Source organism: Gemmobacter lanyuensis, assembly GCF_014652355.1.
Taxonomy (GTDB): domain Bacteria; phylum Pseudomonadota; class Alphaproteobacteria; order Rhodobacterales; family Rhodobacteraceae; genus Gemmobacter; species Gemmobacter lanyuensis.
Map to the genome: position 1 here is coordinate 304,628 of NZ_BMYQ01000001.1, position 22,662 is coordinate 327,289.

27 protein-coding genes are annotated in these 22,662 nt (G+C 63.7%); 12 read left to right on the plus strand and 15 right to left on the minus strand.

The window, feature by feature from the left end:
- Positions 1–2: 2 nt before the first annotated feature.
- Positions 3–818, minus strand: a complete 816-nt coding sequence (gene infC, locus IE101_RS01455) for a translation initiation factor IF-3 (protein WP_444542712.1) — start codon at positions 816–818, stop codon at positions 3–5.
- Between infC and IE101_RS01460 the strand changes: the two genes are divergently transcribed.
- Positions 784–1,527 carry a hypothetical protein gene (locus IE101_RS01460; RefSeq protein ID WP_189632024.1) on the plus strand — a complete coding sequence of 248 codons (744 nt, stop codon included), beginning with the start codon at positions 784–786 and terminating at the stop codon, positions 1,525–1,527. The two genes, infC and IE101_RS01460, sit on opposite strands and share 35 nt — an antisense overlap.
- A gap of 102 nt (positions 1,528–1,629) precedes the next feature.
- On the opposite strand, the gene IE101_RS01465 is transcribed toward IE101_RS01460, so the two are convergent.
- The 5 genes from IE101_RS01465 to IE101_RS01485 are packed head-to-tail and all read right to left on the minus strand — an operon-like array spanning position 1,630 to position 5,663.
- On the minus strand, positions 1,630–2,454 hold the full coding sequence (locus IE101_RS01465; RefSeq protein WP_189632025.1) for a ferredoxin--NADP reductase: 825 nt from the start codon (positions 2,452–2,454) through the stop codon (positions 1,630–1,632).
- A 51-nt stretch (positions 2,455–2,505) separates the two neighbouring features.
- Positions 2,506–2,907 (minus strand): DUF934 domain-containing protein, encoded by a 402-nt coding sequence (locus IE101_RS01470; RefSeq protein ID WP_189632026.1) that lies wholly within the window; start codon positions 2,905–2,907, stop codon positions 2,506–2,508.
- Positions 2,904–3,683 carry a phosphoadenylyl-sulfate reductase gene (locus tag IE101_RS01475; protein WP_189632027.1) on the minus strand — a complete coding sequence of 260 codons (780 nt, stop codon included), beginning with the start codon at positions 3,681–3,683 and terminating at the stop codon, positions 2,904–2,906. The genes IE101_RS01470 and IE101_RS01475 overlap by 4 nt, the downstream gene beginning before the upstream one ends.
- Positions 3,673–5,343: a nitrite/sulfite reductase gene (locus IE101_RS01480; protein ID WP_189632028.1), complete on the minus strand. Its 1,671-nt coding sequence runs from the start codon at positions 5,341–5,343 to the stop codon at positions 3,673–3,675. Before IE101_RS01480 ends, IE101_RS01475 begins: the two co-directional genes overlap by 11 nt.
- A 20-nt stretch (positions 5,344–5,363) precedes the next feature.
- Positions 5,364–5,663 (minus strand): DUF2849 domain-containing protein, encoded by a 300-nt coding sequence (locus tag IE101_RS01485; RefSeq protein WP_189632029.1) that lies wholly within the window; start codon positions 5,661–5,663, stop codon positions 5,364–5,366.
- A 162-nt stretch (positions 5,664–5,825) separates the two neighbouring features.
- Between IE101_RS01485 and IE101_RS01490 the strand changes: the two genes are divergently transcribed.
- A complete protein-coding gene (locus tag IE101_RS01490; protein WP_189632030.1) occupies positions 5,826–6,287 on the plus strand; it encodes an Lrp/AsnC family transcriptional regulator in 462 nt (153 codons plus the stop codon).
- Between the two features lie 148 nt (positions 6,288–6,435).
- Here the strand turns inward: IE101_RS01490 and IE101_RS01495 are convergent, their stop codons facing one another.
- The 7 genes from IE101_RS01495 to ssb all read right to left on the minus strand — a co-directional run bounded on the left by IE101_RS01495 (position 6,436) and on the right by ssb (position 11,856).
- Complete coding sequence (locus tag IE101_RS01495; protein ID WP_189632711.1) at positions 6,436–7,620, minus strand: cytochrome P450; 1,185 nt, start codon at positions 7,618–7,620, stop codon at positions 6,436–6,438.
- A 2-nt stretch (positions 7,621–7,622) separates the two neighbouring features.
- Positions 7,623–8,534 carry a DMT family transporter gene (locus tag IE101_RS01500; RefSeq protein ID WP_189632031.1) on the minus strand — a complete coding sequence of 304 codons (912 nt, stop codon included), beginning with the start codon at positions 8,532–8,534 and terminating at the stop codon, positions 7,623–7,625.
- Between the two features lie 79 nt (positions 8,535–8,613).
- Complete coding sequence (tpiA, locus tag IE101_RS01505; protein ID WP_189632032.1) at positions 8,614–9,357, minus strand: triose-phosphate isomerase; 744 nt, start codon at positions 9,355–9,357, stop codon at positions 8,614–8,616.
- An 81-nt stretch (positions 9,358–9,438) separates the two neighbouring features.
- The gene (locus tag IE101_RS01510; protein ID WP_189632033.1) at positions 9,439–9,798 is read right to left on the minus strand and encodes a HesB/IscA family protein; all 360 of its coding nucleotides are present in this window, start codon (positions 9,796–9,798) and stop codon (positions 9,439–9,441) included.
- A 101-nt stretch (positions 9,799–9,899) separates the two neighbouring features.
- Positions 9,900–10,262, minus strand: a complete 363-nt coding sequence (locus IE101_RS01515) for an SUF system Fe-S cluster assembly protein (RefSeq protein WP_189632034.1) — start codon at positions 10,260–10,262, stop codon at positions 9,900–9,902.
- Between the two features lie 63 nt (positions 10,263–10,325).
- On the minus strand, positions 10,326–11,261 hold the full coding sequence (locus IE101_RS01520; protein ID WP_189632035.1) for an acyltransferase family protein: 936 nt from the start codon (positions 11,259–11,261) through the stop codon (positions 10,326–10,328).
- Positions 11,262–11,283: 22 nt separating this feature from the next.
- A complete protein-coding gene (gene ssb, locus IE101_RS01525) occupies positions 11,284–11,856 on the minus strand; it encodes a single-stranded DNA-binding protein (RefSeq protein ID WP_189632036.1) in 573 nt (190 codons plus the stop codon).
- 213 nt (positions 11,857–12,069) lie between these two features.
- Between ssb and IE101_RS01530 the strand changes: the two genes are divergently transcribed.
- Positions 12,070–12,672 (plus strand): lytic transglycosylase domain-containing protein, encoded by a 603-nt coding sequence (locus tag IE101_RS01530; RefSeq protein WP_189632037.1) that lies wholly within the window; start codon positions 12,070–12,072, stop codon positions 12,670–12,672.
- Between the two features lie 79 nt (positions 12,673–12,751).
- Here the strand turns inward: IE101_RS01530 and serS are convergent, their stop codons facing one another.
- The gene (gene serS / locus IE101_RS01535; RefSeq protein ID WP_189632038.1) at positions 12,752–14,044 is read right to left on the minus strand and encodes a serine--tRNA ligase; all 1,293 of its coding nucleotides are present in this window, start codon (positions 14,042–14,044) and stop codon (positions 12,752–12,754) included.
- Positions 14,045–14,359: 315 nt separating this feature from the next.
- Between serS and yajC the strand changes: the two genes are divergently transcribed.
- The 9 genes from yajC (at position 14,360) to IE101_RS01580 (ending at position 20,672) form a co-directional block, all read left to right on the plus strand.
- Positions 14,360–14,692: a preprotein translocase subunit YajC gene (yajC, locus tag IE101_RS01540; protein WP_189632039.1), complete on the plus strand. Its 333-nt coding sequence runs from the start codon at positions 14,360–14,362 to the stop codon at positions 14,690–14,692.
- A gap of 71 nt (positions 14,693–14,763) precedes the next feature.
- Positions 14,764–16,431: a protein translocase subunit SecD gene (gene secD, locus IE101_RS01545; RefSeq protein ID WP_189632040.1), complete on the plus strand. Its 1,668-nt coding sequence runs from the start codon at positions 14,764–14,766 to the stop codon at positions 16,429–16,431.
- A 12-nt stretch (positions 16,432–16,443) separates the two neighbouring features.
- Complete coding sequence (gene secF / locus IE101_RS01550) at positions 16,444–17,424, plus strand: protein translocase subunit SecF (RefSeq protein WP_189632041.1); 981 nt, start codon at positions 16,444–16,446, stop codon at positions 17,422–17,424.
- A gap of 18 nt (positions 17,425–17,442) precedes the next feature.
- A complete protein-coding gene (locus tag IE101_RS01555) occupies positions 17,443–17,796 on the plus strand; it encodes an Mth938-like domain-containing protein (protein WP_189632042.1) in 354 nt (117 codons plus the stop codon).
- 102 nt (positions 17,797–17,898) lie between these two features.
- Positions 17,899–18,522, plus strand: a complete 624-nt coding sequence (gene ccmA, locus IE101_RS01560; protein WP_189632043.1) for a heme ABC exporter ATP-binding protein CcmA — start codon at positions 17,899–17,901, stop codon at positions 18,520–18,522.
- On the plus strand, positions 18,519–19,175 hold the full coding sequence (gene ccmB, locus IE101_RS01565) for a heme exporter protein CcmB (protein ID WP_189632044.1): 657 nt from the start codon (positions 18,519–18,521) through the stop codon (positions 19,173–19,175). Before ccmA ends, ccmB begins: the two co-directional genes overlap by 4 nt.
- A 51-nt stretch (positions 19,176–19,226) precedes the next feature.
- Positions 19,227–19,961 carry a heme ABC transporter permease gene (locus IE101_RS01570; RefSeq protein ID WP_189632045.1) on the plus strand — a complete coding sequence of 245 codons (735 nt, stop codon included), beginning with the start codon at positions 19,227–19,229 and terminating at the stop codon, positions 19,959–19,961.
- Positions 19,958–20,116 carry a heme exporter protein CcmD gene (gene ccmD, locus IE101_RS01575; RefSeq protein WP_189632046.1) on the plus strand — a complete coding sequence of 53 codons (159 nt, stop codon included), beginning with the start codon at positions 19,958–19,960 and terminating at the stop codon, positions 20,114–20,116. The genes IE101_RS01570 and ccmD overlap by 4 nt, the downstream gene beginning before the upstream one ends.
- Position 20,117: 1 nt before the next feature.
- Positions 20,118–20,672, plus strand: coding sequence for a DsbE family thiol:disulfide interchange protein (locus IE101_RS01580; RefSeq protein WP_189632047.1), 555 nt, complete (start codon positions 20,118–20,120; stop codon positions 20,670–20,672).
- Between the two features lie 202 nt (positions 20,673–20,874).
- On the opposite strand, the gene IE101_RS01585 is transcribed toward IE101_RS01580, so the two are convergent.
- The gene (locus IE101_RS01585; RefSeq protein WP_189632048.1) at positions 20,875–22,461 is read right to left on the minus strand and encodes a calcium-binding protein; all 1,587 of its coding nucleotides are present in this window, start codon (positions 22,459–22,461) and stop codon (positions 20,875–20,877) included.
- Between the last annotated feature and the right edge of the window lie 201 nt (positions 22,462–22,662).

Below are 22,662 nucleotides of genomic sequence, written 5' to 3' on the forward strand. Positions count from 1 at the left end.
GCTTATTTCGGCGCGATCATCATCACCATCTGACGCCCTTCGAGCTTGGGCATCGATTCAATCTTGCCGGCTTCGGCCACATCGGCCGCCACACGGTTCAGAAGCTCAAGGCCAAGCTCCTGGTGGGCCATTTCACGGCCGCGGAAGCGCAGGGTGACCTTCACCTTGTCGCCTTCGCCCAGGAATTTATGCACGGCGCGCATCTTCACGTCATAGTCGTGATCATCGGTGCCGGGCCGGAACTTAATTTCCTTGATCTCGATGATCTTCTGCTTCTTGCGGGCCTCGGCCTCACGCTTCTGCTGTTCATATTTGAACTTGCCGAAGTCCATGATCTTGCAGACCGGCGGCTCGGCGTTGGGCGAGATCTCGACCAGATCAAGACCGGCCTCTTCCGCCATCGCCATGGCACGAGAGGGGGTCACGATCCCCACGTTTTCGCCGTCGGCGCCGATCAGGCGGATTTCCGGGGCGCGGATGCGTTCGTTGACACGGGGGCCCGTCTCGCGCTGCGGAGGGGCATTGTGGGGTCTGCGGGCTATGGCCTTGATCCTTCTGTCCTTGGAACCGAGCGCAAAATACTGGTCCTTGGGCGCCAGTTCAACCAGATTCGCTGGGGCCTTTGGCCGTGGGCGCAAATGCCGCCATCGGCAATCCTTCGCCCATGCGGCCCGGGGAAAATTTTTCCCCCCAAGATTGCGGAACACGCCCCTTTCAATCGTGCCGGGGCGATGCCATCTGTCTGCCGACCGTGACCAGATCACGGCTGGAAGGAGCAAAATCATGAACAGCAAGGTCATTATCGGCGGGGTCGTCATCGCCGCTGCCGCCGCAGGTTACTACTACTTCGGTCAGCCCGCCGAAGAGGTGGCAACCGATGCCGCGCAGACCGCGACCGAGGCCGCCAGCACTGCCTCCACTGCCGCGACTGAGGCCGCCAATCAGGCCTCTGCCGCGACCGAGGCCGCTGCGGATGCCGCCGCTGGGGCTGCGACCGATGCGACCCAGGCGGCGACGGATGCTGCCAATGCTGCCGCCAGCGCGACCGAAGCTGCGGGCGAGGCTGCTGCCGCCGCAACCGAAGCGGCCACCGAAGCCGTGACCGAGGCCGCAGGCGCCGCGAGCACGGGGGCCGCCGTTGCTGCCGACGCCGCCAATGATGCTGCCGCCGCCGCGACCCAGGCCGCCGGCGCCGCTGCAACCGCTGCAACCGAGGCTGCCCAGGCTGCGACCACCGCCGCCGGTGCCGCTGCCACCGCCGCGACCGACACCGCCACCGATGCGGCCACCGCCGCGACCGAGGCTGCGACCGCCGCCACCACCGCCGCTGCGGGGGCTGTGGCCGATGTGGCCGCCGTTCTGGACCCGGCGAATTTCGACGCCGCCAAGATCAGCGGTCTGATCGATGCCTCGACGCTGGATGATGCGACCAAGGGCACGCTGAAGGCCGCCGTGGATGGCGCCGCCAAGAACCCGGCTCTGGTGGAGGCCACCGTTCAGCAGGTCAAGACTGCGCTTGGGATGTGAGCATATGGGGGGCGGCAGGACCGCCCCCATCGCGCCCATGAAAAACGCCGCAAGCGAACTTGCGGCGTTTTTATTTATAATGAGGGTCTTGTGTGGCGAATCTCAGATGCCATCGCCGACAAAGGCCTTTTCCACCACATATTCACGTGGCTCGGAATTGGCACCTTCCCGCAGGCCGTAGCTTTCCAGAACGGCCATCACATCCTTGTTGAAGGCCAAGCTGCCACAGACCATGGCCCGGTCGGTTTCCTGGTTCATCTTCGGCAGGCCCAGATCCTCGAACACCTTGCCCGAGGCGAGGTTGTCGGTGATGCGGCCCATCCGCTCGGACGGTTCGCGCGTGGTGGTCGGATAGTAAAGGAGCTTGCCCTCGACCAGCTCGCCGATCAGCGGATCATCCTTGAGGCCTTCGACCAGCTGACGCCCGTATTCCAGCTCTGCCTGTTCGCGGCAGGTGTGCATCATCACGACGCGGTCGTATTTCTCATAGGTTTCGGGCTCGCGCATCAGGCTGGCGAAGGGCGCGATGCCGGTGCCGGTGGCCAGGAACCACAACGTCTTGCCCGGCAGCAGTGCATCATGCACCAGCGTCCCCACGGGTTTGGGACGCAGGATGATGTCGTCGCCCGGCTGGATGTGCTGCAGCTTCGACGTCAGCGGCCCGTCCGGCACCTTGATCGAATAGAACTCCAGCTCTTCGTCCCAGGCGGGCGAGGCGATGGAATAGGCGCGCAGCAGCGGTTTGCCGTTGTCGCCCAGCAGGCCGATCATCACGAATTCGCCCGACCGGAAGCGCAGCGACTTGGGCCGCGCCACCCGGAACGAGAACAGACGGTCCGTCCAGTGCTTGACCGAGATCACGGTCTGGGCATCGGGCAGGGTGACTTTGGATGCAGCGGTTTCGGACACGGGTTTTTGCTCGGTCATGGGATATCTGGTCCTGAATAGGTCAGGCGGAAGGTCAGGAAAAGCCCGAAGTCAGGCGCGCAGCCGCGACTGATAGTCATGGGCCTTCCAGTCCGCGCGGAATTTCCACTGGTCTTCGGGCTGGCGGGCGGCCAGATCATCGCTGATCTCGACCGCGTCAAAGCCGACGCGACGGGCCATGCCGTACTGATCGGCGATGACATGGCCAAAGGCGCGCAGCTCGCCCGTGTAGCCCATCATCCGCAGGCGGCGGGCGATGGTGAAGGCGCGGCCGTCGCTGAAGGCCGGGAAGGCCACGCGGATCAGCGTGAGCTGCCCGAGCACATCCTTCAGCGCCGCCGGATCATCGGTATGCGCCAGATCCACTTGCGCGCCGGCGCCCAGATCGGCCAGCGCCGGGTTGGTGGTATCGGCAACCGGGGTAAAGCCGGTATCGGTGACGATCACGCTCATGCCGCGTTCTCCTCGTTGTTCGATGCATCGCCCACAGGGCCGCGCACGGCCTTGCCATTGATGAAATGGATACCGCATTCGGTCTTGGACTGACCGCGCCAGCGGCCCGCCCGCGGGTCTTCGCCCGGCTTCACCGGGCTGGTGCAGGGGGCGCAGCCGATGGAGGGATAGCCCTTGGCCACCAGCGGATGCCGGGGCAGGCGGTTGTTGACGATATAGTCTTCCAGATCCTCGCGGCCCCAATGGGCCAGCGGGTTCACCTTGATGCGCGTCTCGCCCTCGGCCTCGAAGAAATCGACATCCTGCCGGGTCGAGCCCTGATAGCGTTTGCGCCCGGTGATCCAGCCGTCGAACTCCTTCAGCGCCCGTTCCAGCGGCTCCACCTTGCGGATGTTGCAGCAGGCATCGGTGTTGAATTCGTTCAGGGTCCCGTCCGGATCCTCGAATTCCACGCGCTTGGGGTGCGCGCGAATGGTGCGGATGTCGCAGAGCGCGAGTTTCTCGGCCAGTTCGCGCTGATAATCGAGCGTTTCCTGGAACAGCATCCGCGTATCGACGAACAGGACCGGGGTCTCGGGCGCGATGACCGACACCAGATGCAACAGCACCACCGATTCCGCCCCGAAGGACGAAACCAGCGCCACCTTGCCCAGATCCGGGTCCGTCAGGGCACGCTCCAGCACCGCCGTCGCCCCGTGGTGGCGATAGCGGGCATTCAGCGCGACGACCCGTTCGGCAACGGTGCCAACCGGGCCGGTGCTGGTGTCACGCGGCATCCTTGTTTCCTTCCGCCGGATAGAGCGCCGCCTTGAACGGCTGCAGGCCGAGGCGGCGATAGGCTTCGAGGAAGGTTTCCTCGGGGCCTTCGCGATGTTCCAGATAGGCCTGCACCAGACGCTCGATCGCGGGAACGATCTCGTCATAGGCAAAACCCGGACCGGCACGTTCGCCGATGACAGCCGTTTCGGTGCCGTCACCGCCCAGCGTGATCTGGTAGTTTTCCACCCCGGCACGGTCCAGACCCAGAATGCCGATATGGCCGACATGGTGGTGACCGCAGGCGTTGATGCAGCCCGAAATCTTGATCTTCAGCGGACCGATGTCATGTTCCAGCTTCAGCGCGTCAAAGCGGGTCGCAATCTCTTGCGCCACCGGGATCGACCGGGCTGTCGCCAGCGCACAGTAATCCATGCCGGGGCAGGCGATGATATCCGAGATCAGCCCCACATTGGCCGTCCCCAGACCCGCCTTCACCAGCGCCGCATGCACCGCGGGCAGATCGCCCTTGTGGACATGGGGCAGGATCACGTTCTGCTCATGGCTGATGCGCAGCTCGTTATGGCCATAGGTCTCTGCCAGATCCGCCATGACGCGCATCTGATCCGAGGTTGCATCACCCGGCGTCTGGCCATGGGCCTTCAGGCTGATGGTGACGATCGCGTATTGATCATTGCGATGCTGGGTAAGGTTGGTATCGGCCCAGGCGCGGAACACCGGATCGGCCTTGTAAAAGGCGTCATAGGCATCGGTCGGCGCATTGCGGAAGGCCGGCGTTGCAAAGGCTTCGCGAATATCGGCCAGCAGCTTCTGGTCATTGCCGCCAAAGAGCGGGCGCAGCTCGGCAAAGCGCTCTTCCACCATGCGGCTGATTTCTTCCTTGCCGGTCTCGTGCAAGGTGATCTTGATGCGCGCCTTGTATTTGTTGTCGCGCCGACCCAGCGTGTTGTAGACGCTCAGCACCGCCTCGACATAGGGCAGCAGATCTTCGATCGGCAGGAACTCCCGCACGACCATGCCCACCATCGGCGTGCGGCCCAGACCGCCGCCCACGATGACCTCGAAGCCGGTTTCGCCGGCCGCGTTCTTCACCATGCGCAGCCCGATGTCATGGGCCTTGGTCACGGCGCGGTCATTCGGCGCGCCGGTGATGGCGATCTTGAACTTGCGCGGCAGGAACTGAAACTCCGGATGATCGGTCGACCACTGGCGCAGCAGCTCGGCATAGGGGCGCGGATCCTCGATCTCGTCCACCGCGGCCCCGGCAAAGTGATCCGAGGTCACGTTGCGGACGCAATTGCCCGAGGTCTGGATCGCATGCATCCCCACATCCGCCAGCGCCGACAGCATCTTCGGCACATCAGGAAGCTTGGGCCAGTTGAACTGGATGTTCTGCCGCGTGGTGAAGTGGCCATAGCCCTTGTCCCAGCTGTCGGCGATGAAGGCCAGCTGGCGCATCTGATGCGGGTTCAGCGTGCCATAGGGGATGGCCACGCGCAGCATATAGGCATGCAGCTGAAGGTAGAGACCGTTCATCAGACGGAGCGGACGGAATTCCTCCTCGGTCAGGCTGCCGTCGATACGACGCTCGACCTGATGGGTGAACTGCGCGACGCGGGCGCGGACGAAGGCTTCGTCGAATTCGTTGTAGCTGTACATGCGTATGGTCCTGCCTGCGGTCAGTTCAGCTCGGCCTGTTTGCCGTGGAAGTAGTTGGACGGGCCACGGGTGCGGAACACCTCGCGGAAATGGGTGGGCTCAGGGCCGTTCTGCCCGGCCTTGGCATCGGCGAGATAGGCGCCGACGATGACATTCTTCTGCGCGGCAGCAAAAGCCAGGCGCTGATCGCCGTATTCAGCCTCGGTGATCAGCTCGGCCTCCTCATGCACCCGCGACCAGCGGTTGTCTGCGGTCAGATAGACCACATCGCCCTCCAGCAGTGCATTGGCGGTCACGACTTTGGGGGTGAAGCGGGCCATGGTAAGACTCCGGGCAACATGGGCGGGCAGGAAGGGCGAAAATTCTGTTCTGTATATAGAAGATTTTCCTGCTTTTGCGCCAGATGCCCTTGCAGATAAGGAAATCTGCATCAAAATGCGGGGCAACTGGAACGTGGTTCCGCCCAAGGGGAGATTTGCAGAATGTCGGCCCGGCTGGACGAGATGGATCGGAAAATCCTTGGCCTCCTGCAGGAGGATTCCAGCCAGTCGCTGGACGAAATTGCCCGCAAGGTCGGCTCCAGCAAGACCCCGGTCTGGAATCGGATCAAGCGCATGCGCGAGACCGGCGTCATCACCCGCCAGACTGCACTTCTCGACCCCGAGGCCTTGGGGCTCGAGGCCTGCTTCTTCGTCCTCATCCGCACCAGCGAACATGAAGCCGACTGGCAGAGGAAATTCCTGCAAACCTTGCGCGAACGCCCTGAGGTTCTGGAAGCCCACCGCCTTGCGGGCGACATCGACTATATCCTGAAAGTCCGCGTGAAAAACGCCCGCGCCTATGACACCTTCTATCAGGCGCTGATCAGCCAGGTGAAGATCCATAACGTGACAGCACTTCTGAGCATGGAAGAGATCAAGGCTACCACAGCCTTGCCACTCTGACCAAGGCCGGGGGCTTTGCCCCCGGACCCCCAGGATATTTTCAGACAGAAAATGAGGGCGCGGGCTCTGCCTTCATTTTCTGTCTCAAAATATCCTCAGGGGGTGAATGGCCGTTAGGCCAGAGGGGGCGCGAGCGCCCCCTTTCTGTTCAGTCGCGGCGGACCATCAGCTGTTCAAGACCATGGAAGTGGTAGACATTTCCGTAGCGCGGCGGGGCTGCGAGGCGCAAGCCGGGCAGGCGCTGGAACAGCAAGGGCAGGGCGATCTGCAGTTCAAGCCGGGCCAGAGGGGCACCGACGCAGAAATGGATGCCGGCGCCGAAGCTGGTATTGGGTTTTTGCGGGCGGTTCGGCTGGAACTTTGACGGGGTGTCGAAGGCGGCCGGGTCGCGGTTCGCGGCAGCGAGCAAGAGTTGGATTTCACTGCCTTTCGGCAGTGTTGTGCCCATGACCTCCACCTCTTCATAGACTTGCCGTGTGAAGATATGGAGGGGTGGGTCGTAGCGCAGGATCTCTTCCACCGTACCTTCGATGCTCTCGGGGGTGAGGGCCGTGGGCGGGGTGCGGGTTTCGAGCAGGGTTTTCACGCCATTGCCGAAGCTGTGGACCGTGGCTTCATGGCCAGCGTTCAAGAGCAAGATGCAGGTGGTGATCAGCTCCTCCGTGTTGAGCTTTTCGCCCGCCTGTTCCGCCGCGATCAGGGCAGTGATCAGGTCGTCGCCGGGGGATTTGCGGCGCACGTCCACATAGGCGCGCATGAAGCCCACAAAGGCCTCTGTCGCGGCGACAGCGGCGTCTTCACGCGCGCGGTCGCGTCCGGCTTGATACATGCCGACCATTGCGTTGGACCAGCGGAGCAGGTCGTCCCCCATCTCTTCGGGGACACCCAGCAGGCGGGCGATGATGATTACGGGCAGGCGCTGGCCGAAATGTGTGAGCAGGTCGAACTCGCCCTCTGGGAGAGCGTCGATCAGTTGATGGGTCAGGGTCTCGATCTCTGGCGCGAGCGCCGTGATCCGGCGTGAGGTGAAGGCGCGCAGCACGAGGCTTCTGAGCCGGGTATGGCGGGGCGGCTCCAGCTCAAGCATCGAATGTGCCTCGACCGCATAGAAGGGGGCGAGGTGTTCGGGGATGGACATGCGCTTTTCCGGTGGCACTTCGCGCCCCAGACGGCGGTCGCGGAAAAGCGCATTCACCACTGCGTAATTGCCGGTCGAGATGCAGCCATAGTCCTCCCACAGGAAGAACGGGCCCGCCGCGCGCGCGCGTTCGTAAAACGGGTAGGGGTTTTGCACGAAAGCGGGGTCGAGCGGGGATTGCGAGAGGCTTTGCATCATTATCCTGTGGTCACTTGCCGGGCGGGGCCGGATTGCGCCAGCAGCACACCGGCGCCAACAACGGCGGCGCCAAGCGCCTGGGTCCAGTTCCAGGGATCGCCAAGCAGGAACAGGAAGAACATCACATAGAAGGGGGCGGCGTTGATGTGCATCGATCCAAGGCCAATGCCGATATGGCCGATCGAGGCGATCCAGAGAATTTGCGAAAAGGCCATTGCCAGCAGGCCGTAAACCAGCAGTGCGCCAAGTTCGGGCAGACCAAGGGCGGCCCAGTCAGGCCCCGGCGCCCCCAGGACCAACGAGACCGCCGCCGCGATCGCGGTCGCGATGGCCGCCCCGGCAAGGGTCAGCGCTGTCCGCCCGAGAGGGGTCAGCGCCGGGAAAGACGTCACGGTCATGCGAGAGCCCAGGGTATAAGCGATGATCGAGGCCAGGGCGCAAAAGGCCCCAAGGCCCATATCGAGGCTGCCGACTGCTGCGCCATAGGCCATCAGCCCGCCGACGATCGAGAGCGCGAGCCCCAGAACCATCGCAAGGCTGAGCCGACGGCCATCCGCAACGCATTCGATGCCGATGCCGACCAGGGGCATGGCCGCTGAAACGACCGCCACGGTCACGGCGTCGGTTTCGCGCTGCGCCAGCACCAGCAGAAAGGCGCCCAAGCCCAAAGTGCCACCGCCGATCAGGATCCCGCGGCCCCAGGCCGCCCCGCGAACGGCGGCCCGCCCGTCCAAGAGGAACCAAACCGGCAACATGACCGTAGCCGCCACCGCCATGCGTGCCGCCGTCAGCAGCAAGGGCGGCACTGACCCGATCAGCATATCGGCGGCAGGCAGGCCCATGGCCCAGACAAGCATCGACAGCAGGCAGAGCGCATTGGCTTGTAAAGGGGTCACAATGGCCTCGGTCATGAAAAGACCGGGGCAGATTGCCCCGGTCCTTGGCTTGCGGCTGTCCTCAAAGCGACGTTTCCCGCCGCAAACGGTGAATTCACGCTGCGGAAAGCGCCGTTACGATTGCGCCGAAATCGGCGGCCTTCAGGCTCGCCCCTCCGACCAGAGCCCCGTCGACATCGCCGACAGCGAAAATCTCGGTCGCATTCGAAGGTTTGACCGAGCCGCCATAGAGAAGGCGCATCCCGCGGGCGGTTTCGCCAAAGCGCGCGGTCAGTTCGCGGCGCATGAAGGCATGCACGTCGGCGATCTCGTCCAGCGTGGGCGTGCGGCCCGTGCCGATGGCCCAGACCGGTTCATAGGCGATGACGGTGTTTTCGGCGGACGCGCCTTCGGGAACGGACCCGGCGAGTTGGGTGCCGACCACGTCGAGCGTACGACCGGCATCCCGTTCGGCCTCGGTTTCGCCCACGCAGACTACGGCAATAAGACCGGCGGCCCAGGCGGCCTCGGTCTTGGCACGCACCAGCGCATCAGTTTCACCATGATCGGCGCGGCGTTCGGAATGGCCGAGGATCACATGGCTTGCCCCGGCATCGGCCAGCATGGCGGCCGAAATGTCGCCGGTATGCGCGCCCGCGGTCTTGGTGTGGCAATCCTGGCCACCCACCCGCAGCGCAGTGCCTGCAGCCAGATCGGCCATCTGGCCCAAGAGCGTTGCCGGCGGGCAAAGCAGCATCTCGCATCCGGGGGCAGGGTGGGCTGCGATAAGCGCCTTGACCTCGGCCAAGGCGGCGGCAGTGCCATTCATCTTCCAGTTACCGGCTGCAAGTTTCTGCATGAGATCCTCCCGTCAAATCACCAGCGGCCTTATGCCACTCTCTGACACGGGGGGAAAGAGTTTGCGGTAACAGCCAAAGGATCAGGCTGCCGGTTGATCCTTGAATTTGATGGATTCACCGCAACCGCAGGCCTCGGCCACATTGGGATTGTTGAAGCGGAACCCGGCCTCAAGCGCCGAGATCTGATAGTCGATCTCGGTCCCGATCAGGAACATCTGCGCCATGGGCGCGATGAAGACGCGCGCCCCATCCTGTTCGACGATTTCATCATGGGGGTTCACCTCGGACACATAGTCCATGGTATATTCCATCCCCGCGCAGCCGCCCTTCTTCACACCGATGCGAAGCCCCTGCGCCGCCTGCTTTTCCATCAGACGCGCAATCTGCTTTGCAGCCATCGGGGTCAAGGTCACGGCCTGTTTGCCGGGAATGCCGAACATCGGAAGATCCTTTCGCTATGTCCTGAACATAGGTTTTCTCGCGGCCGTTCTCAAGACCGCGGACGGCGGCTGCGAAAAAAGCCCCCGAGGGGGCTTTGATCTTACATGAAACCGAGTTCGAGCCGCGCCTCGTCCGACATCATGTTCATCCCCCAGGGCGGATCAAAGGTCATCTGCACCTGCACCGATTTCACACCGGGCAGCGCCTCGACTGCATCGGTGACCCAGCCCGGCATTTCGCCTGCGACGGGGCAGCCGGGGGCGGTCAGCGTCATCACGATGTTCACATCACCTTCGCCGTTGATTTCAACGGTATAGACCAATCCCAGGTCATAGATATTGACCGGAATTTCAGGGTCAAAAACGGTGCGGCAGGCATCAACCACGCTCTCGTAGAGCGGGTGATCCGTGGTCGAAGGCTTGATCAGCGGGGCGCCTTCGAGGGGGGGCGTTTGATCGGTCATATCAGTCTCATGGATTTCTTGAGGGAATATATAGGATTTCCCCCGGCGAAGGTCCAGTGCCCGTCAGAACAACCGTCGCGCAAGCCCTGTGCGGATTAGCAGCCCGGTCATGGCCAGCGCCGTGACAAGGGTCAGACCGAAGATCACCGGATGAGACAGATCTGTCAGCCGGAACAGCAGGGCGCAGGGGATGATATGGGTGAAATAGAGCCCCGAGGACCAGAGGCCCAGCGACGGCCCCGAACTGCCCGGCAGCTTCAGCGCCAGCATGACCAGCAACGGCGCGGCCAGCAGAAGCGACAGAAGATTGTCATGCCCCACCCCCAGCGGCGCGATCCGGGCAAGCCCCAGCGACTCGGCCAGAACCAGCGCCACGGCACCCGTTGCCGCAATCGCCAATGCCCGCAGGTCACACCGGCCGACAAGGTCATGGCGCCGGATCATATAGCCCAGCAACAGGAACGGCAGGCCCAGCGTCAGACCATTGCGGTGGAAATGCGGGCTGACCCAAGGGTCGATCTGGTCCCAGGCGACGCCCCAGGTAATCGCCGCCCCGATCAGATAGCAGATGCCGCCCAAGGTCAGCAGAGCCGCGGTTGACCAATATCGCGTCAGCCCCGCCAAAGCCGCAGCAAGCGTCAGCCCGGACAGATACCACAGGTGCCAATAGCCGAGGAGCAGCTCGCGCCAGAATCCAAGGGGCGTTTGCGCGGCATAATACACCCAGGAAATCGGCAGGTAGATCACCATCCACAGCGCAAACAGCGTGGCCGTGCGCCGCAGATAGCCGATGACACGACCTGACTGGGCCGTCGAATAGAAGAAATAGCCATTGATGACAAAGAAAACCGGCACGGCCAGGCGATAGATGCCCTCCCCGGTCAACAGAATGGCCGTGCGACCAAAGGGGTGGAAGGGATTGGAATGGATCCCCACCACCATGACCGCCATCGCGATCTTCAACAGGTCAAGGGCGCGGCTGCGCGCAACCATGCTCATCCGGCCCTGCCGTCATCCGGGCTCAGAACGGAATTTCGTCGTCCATGTCGCTGCGGCCGCCGCCGAAGCCACCGCCGCTCTGGCCGCCCGCGCCGCCGCGCGATCCGCCGCCAAAGCTGCTTCCGCCGGACCGCCCGCCACCATAGCCGCCGCCCGAGCCGCCTTCGTAATCGCCGCCACCATAGCCGCCGCCCTGGTCGTCATAGCCGCCCGAAGCTGCGCCACCGCCGCTGCCGCCCCCATCCCGGCCATCCAGCAGCGTCAGCTCCCCGCGATAGGGGCGCAGCACGATCTCGGTGGTGTAGCGGTCCTGGCCCGACTGGTCCTGCCATTTGCGGGTTTCCAGCGCGCCTTCGATGTAGACCTTGCTGCCCTTGCGCAGATACTGCTCGGCAATCTTGGCCAGCGGTTCACTGAAAATCGCGACCGAATGCCATTCGGTGCGCTCCTTGCGCTCACCGCTGTTGCGGTCGCGCCAGGTCTCCGAGGTCGCGATCCGCAGGTTCACCACCTTGCCGCCGTTCTGGAAGCTCCGCACCTCGGGATCGCGCCCGAGATTGCCCACGATGATGACCTTGTTGACCGAACCTGCCATGTCCGCTTCCTCGAATCGCTGCGCCTGCCAAGTCTGGCCTGCTTCTGGTTACCAATGTCTTTCGACGGTTGCAGATCGTCTAGCAGGGGGCGGGCCCAAGGGCAACGCCGCAGCACCCGCAGGCACCTTCCCGCCGACACCCCGCCATTCCATCTGGCAGCACGGCAGGGAATCGCTATAGTTTGCCGCGCAGAGCTTTTGAGAAGGTGTTGGATGCGTCGTGTTTCCGCGTTGATCGTGGTCGTGGCCGCCCTTGCGGCCGTTCCCGCAAGTGCCGAAGGTCTCCGCCTCTCCGGATCGACCAAATCTCGCGCAACCCTCTTTCAGTCGCAGACCGCGCTGCTGGATGGTCGCCTCGCCAAACAATACGAAGGCTCCGTCCGTCTCACCCCGAAACCCCCGCTTCTGGAACAGGCCAGCGCCGTTTCGGTTCCCCGCTTCTCGGGCCGCTACAAGGGGGAATATCTCGAAGTTGCCAAGAACATGGCCCGCCGCCATGGCGTGCCGGAAGATATCTTCCTCCGTCTCGTGCAGCAGGAAAGCGGCTGGAACGCCGGTGCTGTCTCCCCCAAGGGCGCGACAGGCTTGGCCCAACTCATGCCCGATACCGCCCGCCTCCTGCGCGTCGACATCAACGACCCGCATGAAAACCTCGAAGGCGGCGCGCGCTATCTGTCGATGATGTATTCCAAATTCGGCAGCTGGCGCCTCGCCCTTGCTGCCTATAACGCAGGTCCCAAGGCCGTTGAACAGCACGGCGGCATCCCGCCCTATGCCGAAACGCAAAACTACGTGAAGGTCATCCTCGGCAGCTGACCCCCATTTTCTGTCCCAAAATATCCTCAGGGGGTGAATTGCCGCAGGCAAGAGGGGGCGCGAGCGCCCCCTTTCCGCTTCACTCCAGCGCGCCGGCAGCCGAAATCCGGGTCTTGCCCCCCAGATAGGGATGCAGCGCCGCGGGCAGCTCAACCGAACCATCCGCCTGCTGACCGTTCTCCAGCACCGCAATTAGGCAGCGCCCGACCGCCAGACCCGAGCCATTGAGCGTATGCACGAATTCGGGCTTGCCCCCCGCCGCCGGGCGGAAGCGGGCATTCATCCGACGCGCCTGGAAATCACCGCAGACCGAGACCGAGCTGATCTCGCGATAGGTGTTCTGCCCCGGCAGCCAGACCTCGAGGTCATGGGTCTTCTGCGCGCCAAAGCCCATGTCCCCGGTGCAGAGCACGATGGTGCGATAGGGCAGGCCCAACTTTTCCAGAATGTTTTCGGCGCAGCGCGTCATGCGGTCATGTTCCGCAAGGCTCGTCTCGGGCGTGGTGATCGACACCATCTCGACCTTCTCGAACTGGTGCTGGCGCAGCATCCCGGTGGTGTCCTTGCCCGCCGAACCCGCTTCCGACCGGAAGCATTGGGTATGGGCGGTCATGCGGATCGGCAGGCTGCCTTCCTCCAGAATGTCACCCGCGACCGTATTGGTCAGCGTGACTTCCGAGGTCGGGACGAGCCACCAGCCATTGGTGGTCTGATAGCTGTCCTCGGCGAATTTCGGCAGCTGGTTGGTGCCATACATCGCCTCTTCCTTCACCAGGACCGGGGTCCAGGTTTCGGTCAGGCCATGGTCCGACACATGGGTATCCAGCATGAACTGCGCGAGCGCGCGATGCACACGGATCACGGCGCCGCGCAGCACCACGAAGCGCGAACCGGAAAGCTTGGCCGCCGTGGCGAAGTCCATGCCCGGCTTCACGCCTTCAATGTCGAAATGCTCTTTCGGTGCGAAATCGAAGGCGCGGGGGGTGCCCCAGCGACGGATTTCCACATTCCCGGTTTCATCCGCGCCCTCGGGCACTTCCGCAAGCGGGCTGTTTGGGATGCGCAGCAGCAGGTCGCGCAGGCGCTGGTCCTCGGCCTCGGCCTCGGCGCTCATGCGGGCAACCTCGGCCTTCTTCTCGGCCACCAATGCGCGCAGACGTTCGAATTCCGCATCATCGCCGCGGCCTTTGGCGGCCCCCACCTCTTTCGAGGCGGCGTTCTGCGCGGCCTGCGCGGTCTCGGCGGCCAGGATCTTACTGCGGCGGGCCTCGTCGATGGCCAGCACCTCGGATGACATCGGCGACAGCCCCCGGCGCGCCAGGGCGGCGTCAAAGGCAGCGGGGTTTTCGCGGATCGCGCGGATGTCATGCATATCTGTCACCTTTCCTTGCAGGTGATCTTCATATGCAACATCGGCGCGGCCGGGTGAAGGGGAAACCGGACCCCGTCACGACCCCGGCCCGCGCGGTGGGGGCGCGGATGCTTGGCACCTTCTGGACCTTTGGCCGGGCCCGCCCATCCGGCCGAAGGTATCGACAGGCGGGGCTGGGGGGCTTGGCCCCGGTGCCGATCACCCCCATTTGATCGACGGGCCCCCTGCCTTGCCAAGTAACAAGGGCAGGGCTAGGGTGCGCCACCAAAATGCCGGGGGCCCCGGCGTGACACAAAGACAAGACGAGGACGCTTCATGTTCGTGACCCCCGCTTTCGCCCAGGCCGCCGGTGCCTCTGGCGGTGCCGCCGCTTTCACCAGCTTCGTGCCGCTGATCCTGATCTTCGGGATCATGTATTTCCTGCTGATCCGTCCGCAGCAGAAGAAGATGAAAGACCACAAGACCATGGTCGATGCGCTGCGCCGCGGGGATCAGGTGCTGACCCAGGGCGGCCTGATCGCCAAGGTCGTGAAGGTGCATGACGACGGCATTCTGGAAGTCGAGATCGCCCAGGGCGTGATCGTGCGCACCCCGCGCCAGACCATCGCCCAGGTGATGAACAAGACCGAACCGGCCGTGGCCAAGTAAGCCCCGGCCCTGAACCCTCCGTGGCGCGGGTGTCCCCGCGCCGCCGCATATCCGCCTAACGGAAGTCCGAGATGAGCGAGACCCCCTTCTGGAAAAGTGCATTGGTCTGGGGGCTCGTGCTCCTTGGCCTCGCCTTTGCAGCCCCCAACCTGTTCTATGACCGGGTTGAAAAGCATAATGACGCCGTCGCCGCCATCGAGGCTGCCAACGGGATCGCAACCCCTGACCAAGAGGCCGCGCGCGCGCTGTGGCCGGATTGGGCGCCTTCGGCCATCGTGCCGCTTGGGCTTGATCTGCGGGGCGGGGCGCATCTGCTGGCCGAGGTGCAGGTCGCGGATGTCTATGCCGCCCGCATTGATGCCATGTGGCCCGACGTGCGCGATGCGCTGCGCGACGTGCGTGATCAGGTCGGCAATGTGCGCAGGCAGCCTTCGGTCGAAGGCGTGCTGCGGGTCGCCATCTCGAACCCCGAGGGCATGGCCGTCGCGCTGGAGAAGGTGAAGGCGCTTGCCACGCCGGTCGTCAGCCTCACCGGCATCGGCCAGAACGACATCGAGGTCAGCGCCGAGGGCACCGAGATCATCGTGCAGCTTTCCGAGGCCGAGCGTATCGCCACGGATCAGCGCACCATCCAGCAAAGCCTTGAAATCATCCGTCGCCGCGTCGATGAGGTTGGCACCCGCGAACCCACGATCCAGCGTCAGGGTGAAGACCGCATCCTGATCCAGGTGCCTGGCATCGGATCGGCGGCCGAGCTGAAATCGCTGATCGGCACCACCGCCAAGCTGACCTTCCAGCCGGTCGTGCGCATCACCCAGGACGCCGCCACCAACCCCGGCCCGCGCGAGGCGCTGCTGCCCGCGATGGACCAGCCCGGCACCTATTACGTGGTGGAAAAGACCCCCGTCGTCACCGGCGAAGAGCTGACCAATGCCCAGCCCGCCTTTGACCAGAACGGCAAGCCCGCCGTCGAATTCCAGTTCGACCCGACCGGCGCGCGCAAATTTGGCGACTATACCGCCAACAATATCGGCAAGCCTTTCGCCATCGTCCTCGACGATGAGGTGATTTCGGCCCCGGTGATCCAGAGCCATATCCCCGGCGGGCGCGGCATCATCACGGGCAGCTTCACCGTGGAGGAAAGCACCGAACTTGCAGTGCTGCTGCGCGCCGGCGCCCTGCCGGCCGAGATGACCTTCCTTGAAGAACGGACCATCGGCCCGGAACTCGGCGCGGACAGCATCGCAGCCGGTCAGACGGCCGCGCTGGTCGGCGCCTCGCTTGTGGCGGCCTATATGATTGCCTCCTACGGCATCTTCGGCACCATGACCATCATGGCGCTGGCGATCAACATCGCCATCATCTTCGCGGTTCTCTCCCTGATCGGGGCCACGCTGACCCTGCCGGGCATCGCGGGGATCGTGCTGACCATGGGCATGTCGGTCGATGCCAACGTGCTGATCTATGAACGCGTGCGCGAGGAACTGCGCGAAGGCAAATCCCCCGCCGCCGCCATGGACATCGGCTTTAGCAAGGCACTGTCGGCGATCATGGATTCGAACGTAACGGGCCTGATCACCGCGTTGATCATGTTCTTCATCGGCTCGGGTCCGGTGCGGGGCTTTGCCGTGACCTCGGTCATCGGCATCTTCACCGCCATGTTCACCGCCGTCTATGTGACGCGGGCGATCATCGCCATCTATCTCGGGTGGCGTCGCCCGAAAACGATCATCGTTTAAGGAGCGGAACCCATGGCTTTCCGTCTGAAACTGGTTCCCACGACAACCAACATCGATTTCTTCCGCTGGCAGTGGATCACCTTCGGCATTTCGGTGTTGGCGGTGGTCGTTTCGCTGATCTCGGTTGCAGTGATCGGGCTGAACTTCGGTGTCGACTTCAAGGGCGGCACCACCATCCGCACCGAAAGCAACCAGAATGTCGAAATCGCCGTCTACCGCGAGGCGCTGGACAAGCTGGGCCTCGGGGAAGTCTCGATCACCGAGGTTTTCGACCCCTCGTTCCGGGCCGACCAATTCGTCAAGATGCTGCGCGTCGCCCCGCAAGATGGCTATGAGGCCGTCACCCCCGAGGTCATCACCGAGGTCGAAGAGGCGCTGAAGGCCGTCGATCCGGCGATCACCTTCCCCTCGGTCGAATCCGTGGGCCCCAAGGTATCGAGCGAACTGATCTGGAAGGCGCTTCTTTCGGTCGCGGCCGGGTCGGCGGGGATCTGGATCTACGTCTGGCTGCGGTTCGAATGGCAATTCGCCGTGGGCTGCGTGGCGGCCCTGATCCATGACGTGATCGTCACGGTGGGGGTCTTCTCGATCTTCCAGTTGAAGTTCGACCTGACCATCGTGGCGGCGCTGCTTACCATCCTTGGCTATTCGGTCAACGATACCGTCGTGATCTTTGACCGGCTTCGCGAAAACCTTGCCAAATACAAGACCATGCCGCTGCGCGACATGATGAACCTCACCACGAACGAGACGCTCTCGCGCACGATCATGACGGCGACGACGACCTTCCTCGCGTTGCTCGCGCTGTTCATCTTTGGCGGCGACGTGATCCGCGGCTTCGTCTTTGCCATGCTGTTCGGCGTGGTGATCGGCACCTATTCGACGCTCTATGTGGCCAAGAACATCGTGCTGATGCTGGGCGTGGACCGCAGCGAGAAGCAAAAGAAGGAACGGGCAAAGGGCGATCATGAATTCGCCAATATCGACGCCTGAGGCAAAGGGGGCAGGGCCATGCGACTGACCGAAATCACCTATAGCGAGGCGCAGCCGGTCGAGGGCTATGGCCCCGGTTTCTTCCGCATCGGTGGCAAGGTGCTGCAAGGCCCGGTCATCATCACGCCCTGGGATGCCGGGTCCTGGGGCGGGCTTGCAGATCTGGATCCGCTGCTGGCGCTGGCCGACCGGATCGACGTCTTGTTCCTTGGCATGGGTGCGGATATCGCCCATGCCCCCGCCGATCTGCGGACCAGGGTCGAGGCGCTGGGTCTGGGGCTTGAGGTCATGTCCTCTCCCGCGGCCTGCCGCACCTATAACGTGCTGCTGTCAGAGGGGCGGCGCGTCGCGCTGGCGCTGCTGCCGGTCTGACCCGCCTTCCTGTTGACGCCTTGCAAGGCCCCGTCTGCCGGTTTGTCGCAGGCGGGGCCTTTCGCTTTGCCTGCGGGCGCACAATCGGCTAGGCATGGGGGCATGGATTTTGTCGTGTCTGATCTTGCGGTTGCGCGTGGAGGGATCTGCGTCCTCGAAGGGGTGAACTTCACCCTGCGCCCCGGTGCTGCGCTGGTCTTGCGCGGGCCGAACGGGGTGGGCAAGACCACGCTTCTGCGGACCCTTGCGGGCCTGCAGCCACCGCTGGAAGGGCAGATCTCTGCCCCGCCCGAGGCGATTGCCTATGCCGCCCATGCCGATGGCCTGAAGGGCACGCTCAGCGTGACCGAAAACCTCGAATTCTGGGCGGCGGTGCATGGCACGCGGGGCATTGATCACGCGCTTGACCGTATGAACCTGCGCGACTTGCGCGACCGCCGCGCGGCGAACCTTTCGGCCGGGCAAAAGCGCCGTCTGGGGCTGGCGCGGCTTCTGGTCAGCGGCCGCCCGATCTGGATGCTGGATGAACCGACCGTGAGCCTCGATGTCGCCTCGGTCGCGCTCTTTGCCGGGGTGGTGCGTGACCATCTGGGGCAGGGCGGCTCCGCCCTTATGGCCACCCATATCGACCTGGGCCTGTCCGAGGCCGCGGTGCTGGACCTTGCGGCCTTCCGCGCGCAGGGCCGGGTGCAGGCGGCCCATGGGTTTGATGAGGCTTTCGCATGATCGCCCTTTTGCTGCGCGATCTGCGGTTGGCCATGCGGGCCGGGGGGGGCTTCGGCCTGGGCCTCGCCTTCTTCCTGCTGGTGGCGGTGCTGGTGCCGCTGGGGGTTGGACCCGAGGGCGGGGTTCTGGCCCGGATCGCGCCGGGCATCCTGTGGGTCGGGGCGCTGCTGGCCTGCCTCCTCAGCCTCGACCGGCTCTTTGCGCTGGATCATGAGGATGGGTCGCTTGACTTGCTGGCCACCGCGCCCATCCCGCTGGAGGGCGTGGTGGCCATCAAGGCGCTGGCACATTGGCTGGTGACGGGCCTGCCGCTGACGCTGGCCGCGCCGCTTTTGGGGGTGCTGCTGCACCTGCCGGACAGCGGGCAGGTCTGGCTGGTGGCCTCGCTCGCCGTCGGGACGCCCGCGCTCTCCTCCATCGGGGCCTTTGGCGCGGCGCTGACCGTGGGGCTCAAGCGCGGCGGGCTGCTTCTCAGCCTGCTGGTGCTGCCTCTCTATGTGCCGACGCTGATCTTTGGCGCCGAAATCATCAAGCGCGGGGCGGCAGGCATGGCGGTCGAGGTGCCGCTCCTGCTGCTTGCCGGTATCACGCTGGGGGCGGCGGCGGCCTTGCCCTTTGCTTCGGCGCTGGCGCTGCGTATCAATCTCAGGTGAGGGGCGCGGATGCCCCTTGTCGCACTCCCCTCAACGATCTAGCGAGAGCCCATGTCGATCTGGGAATATGCCAATCCGAAAAAGTTCATCGCCACGGCGCAGAGGGTGCTGCCCTGGGTCGCCACCGGTGCGGCTGTCGCGCTGATCATGGGGCTGATCTGGGGCTTTTTCTTCACCCCGGATGACTACAAGCAGGGATCGACCGTCAAGATCATCTTCCTGCATGTGCCCGCCGCGATGATGGCGATCAATGCCTGGGTGATGATGCTGGTGACCAGTCTGGTCTGGCTGGTACGCCGCCACCATGTCAGCGCGCTGGCCGCCCGTGCCGCAGCCCCCGTGGGCATGACCTTCACGCTGATCGCGCTGGCGACCGGCGCCTTCTGGGGCCAGCCGATGTGGGGCACCTGGTGGGAATGGGACCCGCGGCTGACCTCGTTCCTGATCCTGTTCCTGTTCTATCTGGGCTATGTCGCCTTGTGGGAGGCGGTCGAAAATCCCGATACCGCCGCTGATCTGACCGCCGTCCTTTGCATGGTCGGGTCTGTCTTTGCGGTGCTGTCGCGCTACGCAGTGAAGTTCTGGAACCAGGGCCTTCATCAAGATTCGACCATTCTGAAAGTGGGGGAAAAAGATCCGCTCGACCCCGCCTATTATTGGCCGCTGGCGGTCTGCATTGCAGGGTTCATCCTGTTGTTCGTGGCGCTGGTGCTGCTGCGGACGATCACGGAAATCCGCCTGCGCCGCCTTGCGGTCATCGAAGCACGAGAGAGACTGGGATCATGATGCCCGATCTGGGGAAATATGCCGTTACGGTGTTGTCGTCCTACGGGGTGACGCTGGTTCTGCTGGCAGGGCTGGTGGCCCTGTCTTGGGCGCGCCATCAGCGCGTGCGCCGCGCGTTGCAACAGGCCGAAGCCCGCACCGGGCGGGAGGGGTAAGATGAACCGCATTCTGATGTTCCTGCCGCTGGTGGTGGTGCTGGGCTTTCTGGGCGCCATTGCCCTGCCGAAACTGGTGCAGAACGCCGAAGATCCGGCCTCGGCCGAGGCGCTGCCCTCGACGCTGGTCGGGCGTCCTGCGCCGGTCTTGCAGGTAGAGCCGCTGGGCAGCCACCCTGCGCTGACCGATGCCGCGCTGCGCGCGCCGGGGGTGAAGCTGGTGAATTTCTGGGCAAGCTGGTGCGCTCCGTGCCGGGCCGAACATCCGATGCTGAAGCAGCTGCAAAGCGAGGGCATCGTGATCCACGGCATCAATTACAAGGACAAGCCCGAGAACGCCGAGGCCTTCCTGACCGAGCTTGGCAATCCCTACGCGACGCTGGGCACCGATGCCGGGCGCAACGCCCTGGATTGGGGCGTCTACGGCGTGCCCGAAACCTATGTCATCGACGGGAAGGGCCAGGTTGTCACCCGTTTCGCAGGCCCGATCACCAAGCAAGAGCTGGAGCGTGTGATCCGCCCTGCCATCGCGCAGGCGCTGGCCCAAGGCGACTGATCAGCCTGTCAGCAGCAGGGCCGACAAAAACAACCAAGGCAGCTCGGGCAGCGGCAAGCTGGCCAGCCCGGCACGAATGAAGGTGGTGATCGGTGTCATGCAACGCTCCGCCAAGGGGGATTGGTGGACAGATTGCGTGGAACAGATGAAGAACTTCTGAAGCGGCTGGCTCGTGGACGAAACAGTTTGTCCGTCCGAAGGATCAGATGAACGCGATCTCGGCCCGGTCGAACTCGGCCGCTGTCAGCCCCTGAAGCGTCAGCGTTGCCCCAGAATCCGTCATAACGGTCAGCATGCCATTGCCGATGAACAGGCTATGCGCCAGCACATCCGCACGCGACGAGAGCCCGTCAATCCCGGCGAACACAAGACGATCCCCTTCAGCCACCGAGAAATCGTTAATATCGGCGCGGCCCCAATCATCATCTGCGGTGACGGGATGAATTTCGAACGTGTCGGCGCCGGTACCACCCGTCAGGGACGCACGACCGGATGTCGCCACCAGACGGTCATCGCCCGCGCCGCCCTGAAGCGTGTCGTGGCCATGCCGTGCATTCAGCGCATCATTCCCGGCATTGCCCTGCAGAAGGTCGCTGCCAAAGCCACCGGAGAGGCGATCATTGCCGACGCCACCGGTGATCGAGTCATTCCCGCCACCCCCGAACAGGGCATCGTTGCCGATACCGCCGCCCAGATTGTCATTCCCCAGCCCGCCTTCGATGCGATCATCCCCGGCGTTGCCATAAAGGCGGTTCGCCACCCCGTCGCCCGTGATGCTGTCGGCCCGATGGCTGCCCAGAACATTCTCAATCCCCATGATCGGGTGATCAGTCTGAGCTTCGTGCCCGATCGCCCACATGCGCTGCGCGGCCAGATCAACAACGCGACCCGACATATAGAGGCTGAGGTCGACCAGATCATTGCCGGCACCACCGTAGCAGGCGCCACAGTCATTCTCGATGATCAGCACATCATTGCCGTCACCGCCATAAAGCGTGGCATCGCCCGAGGTCACCGAAAGGGTATCATTCCCAAGACCGCCTTCCAGCGTTGCCTGATAGGCACCGGTGTTGATCACGTCTGCGCCGCGACTGCCGATGAAATGAAACTCGTCCGAAATCACGCTGACGGTTTCAAAACCGCGCACCGTCATGCCGCCTACCTGCCGCGGCCCGGTGCCGGTGACGCCCGACCAGTCAAGCGTGTATGAGCCTTCATCATGCATCTGCAGCGTGTCATTGCCGACGCCACCGTCAACCGTCAGGGCCACGGTGGACGAATCGACGTGCAGAAAGTCAGCGCCGCCGCCCATGTTGACGGACTTGAGCTCGTGCATCCGGAAGAGGTTGAGCGTGGTGACATCGTCATCATTCCCCCCCTCAAGCACCTCTACCTGATGCCAGAACCATTCCACGAAGGTGGTGTTCGAAATCCCGTCGCCCCGCGACAGCGCCTGTGCGACGCGCAGGAAGCTTTGCGCCGAGACGTCCAGTCCGGTCAGGTGAAAGGCGCGACCCTCTTGATCGCGCAGGGTAATTTCAGTGAGGCGTCCTTCAAGGCGACCTGCCTCAGTCATCCGCAGCCCGGTCCCCACCAAGTCGCAGGTTGTATTCATCGAGAAAGAGGACGATTCCTGCAGCAGGCGGATGCTGATGGTTGCCGTGCGCCCGTCGCCGTTGTCCGTTGCCGTCACGCGCGGGGCAAATCCGAACGGCAGCATCCAGATGCTGTCAAAGACACGACCAAAGTCGCGAGACAGACTGAGATGCGCCACTTCTGGGACTCCCATGGCAAATACTTCCCTCATTACTGTCAGAAGAAATGCGCCACAGATGCACGAATGTCAATATAATGACCGAAAGGATAGGTAAGATTTGACTTTTGAGCGGCAAATTCCTGCCGCAACCCTGCCTTGAAAACAAGCGCATTCCACTGCCGCGCACAACAAAAAGGGCACCCCGGAGGGTGCCCTTTGTCGTTTTTGCGATCC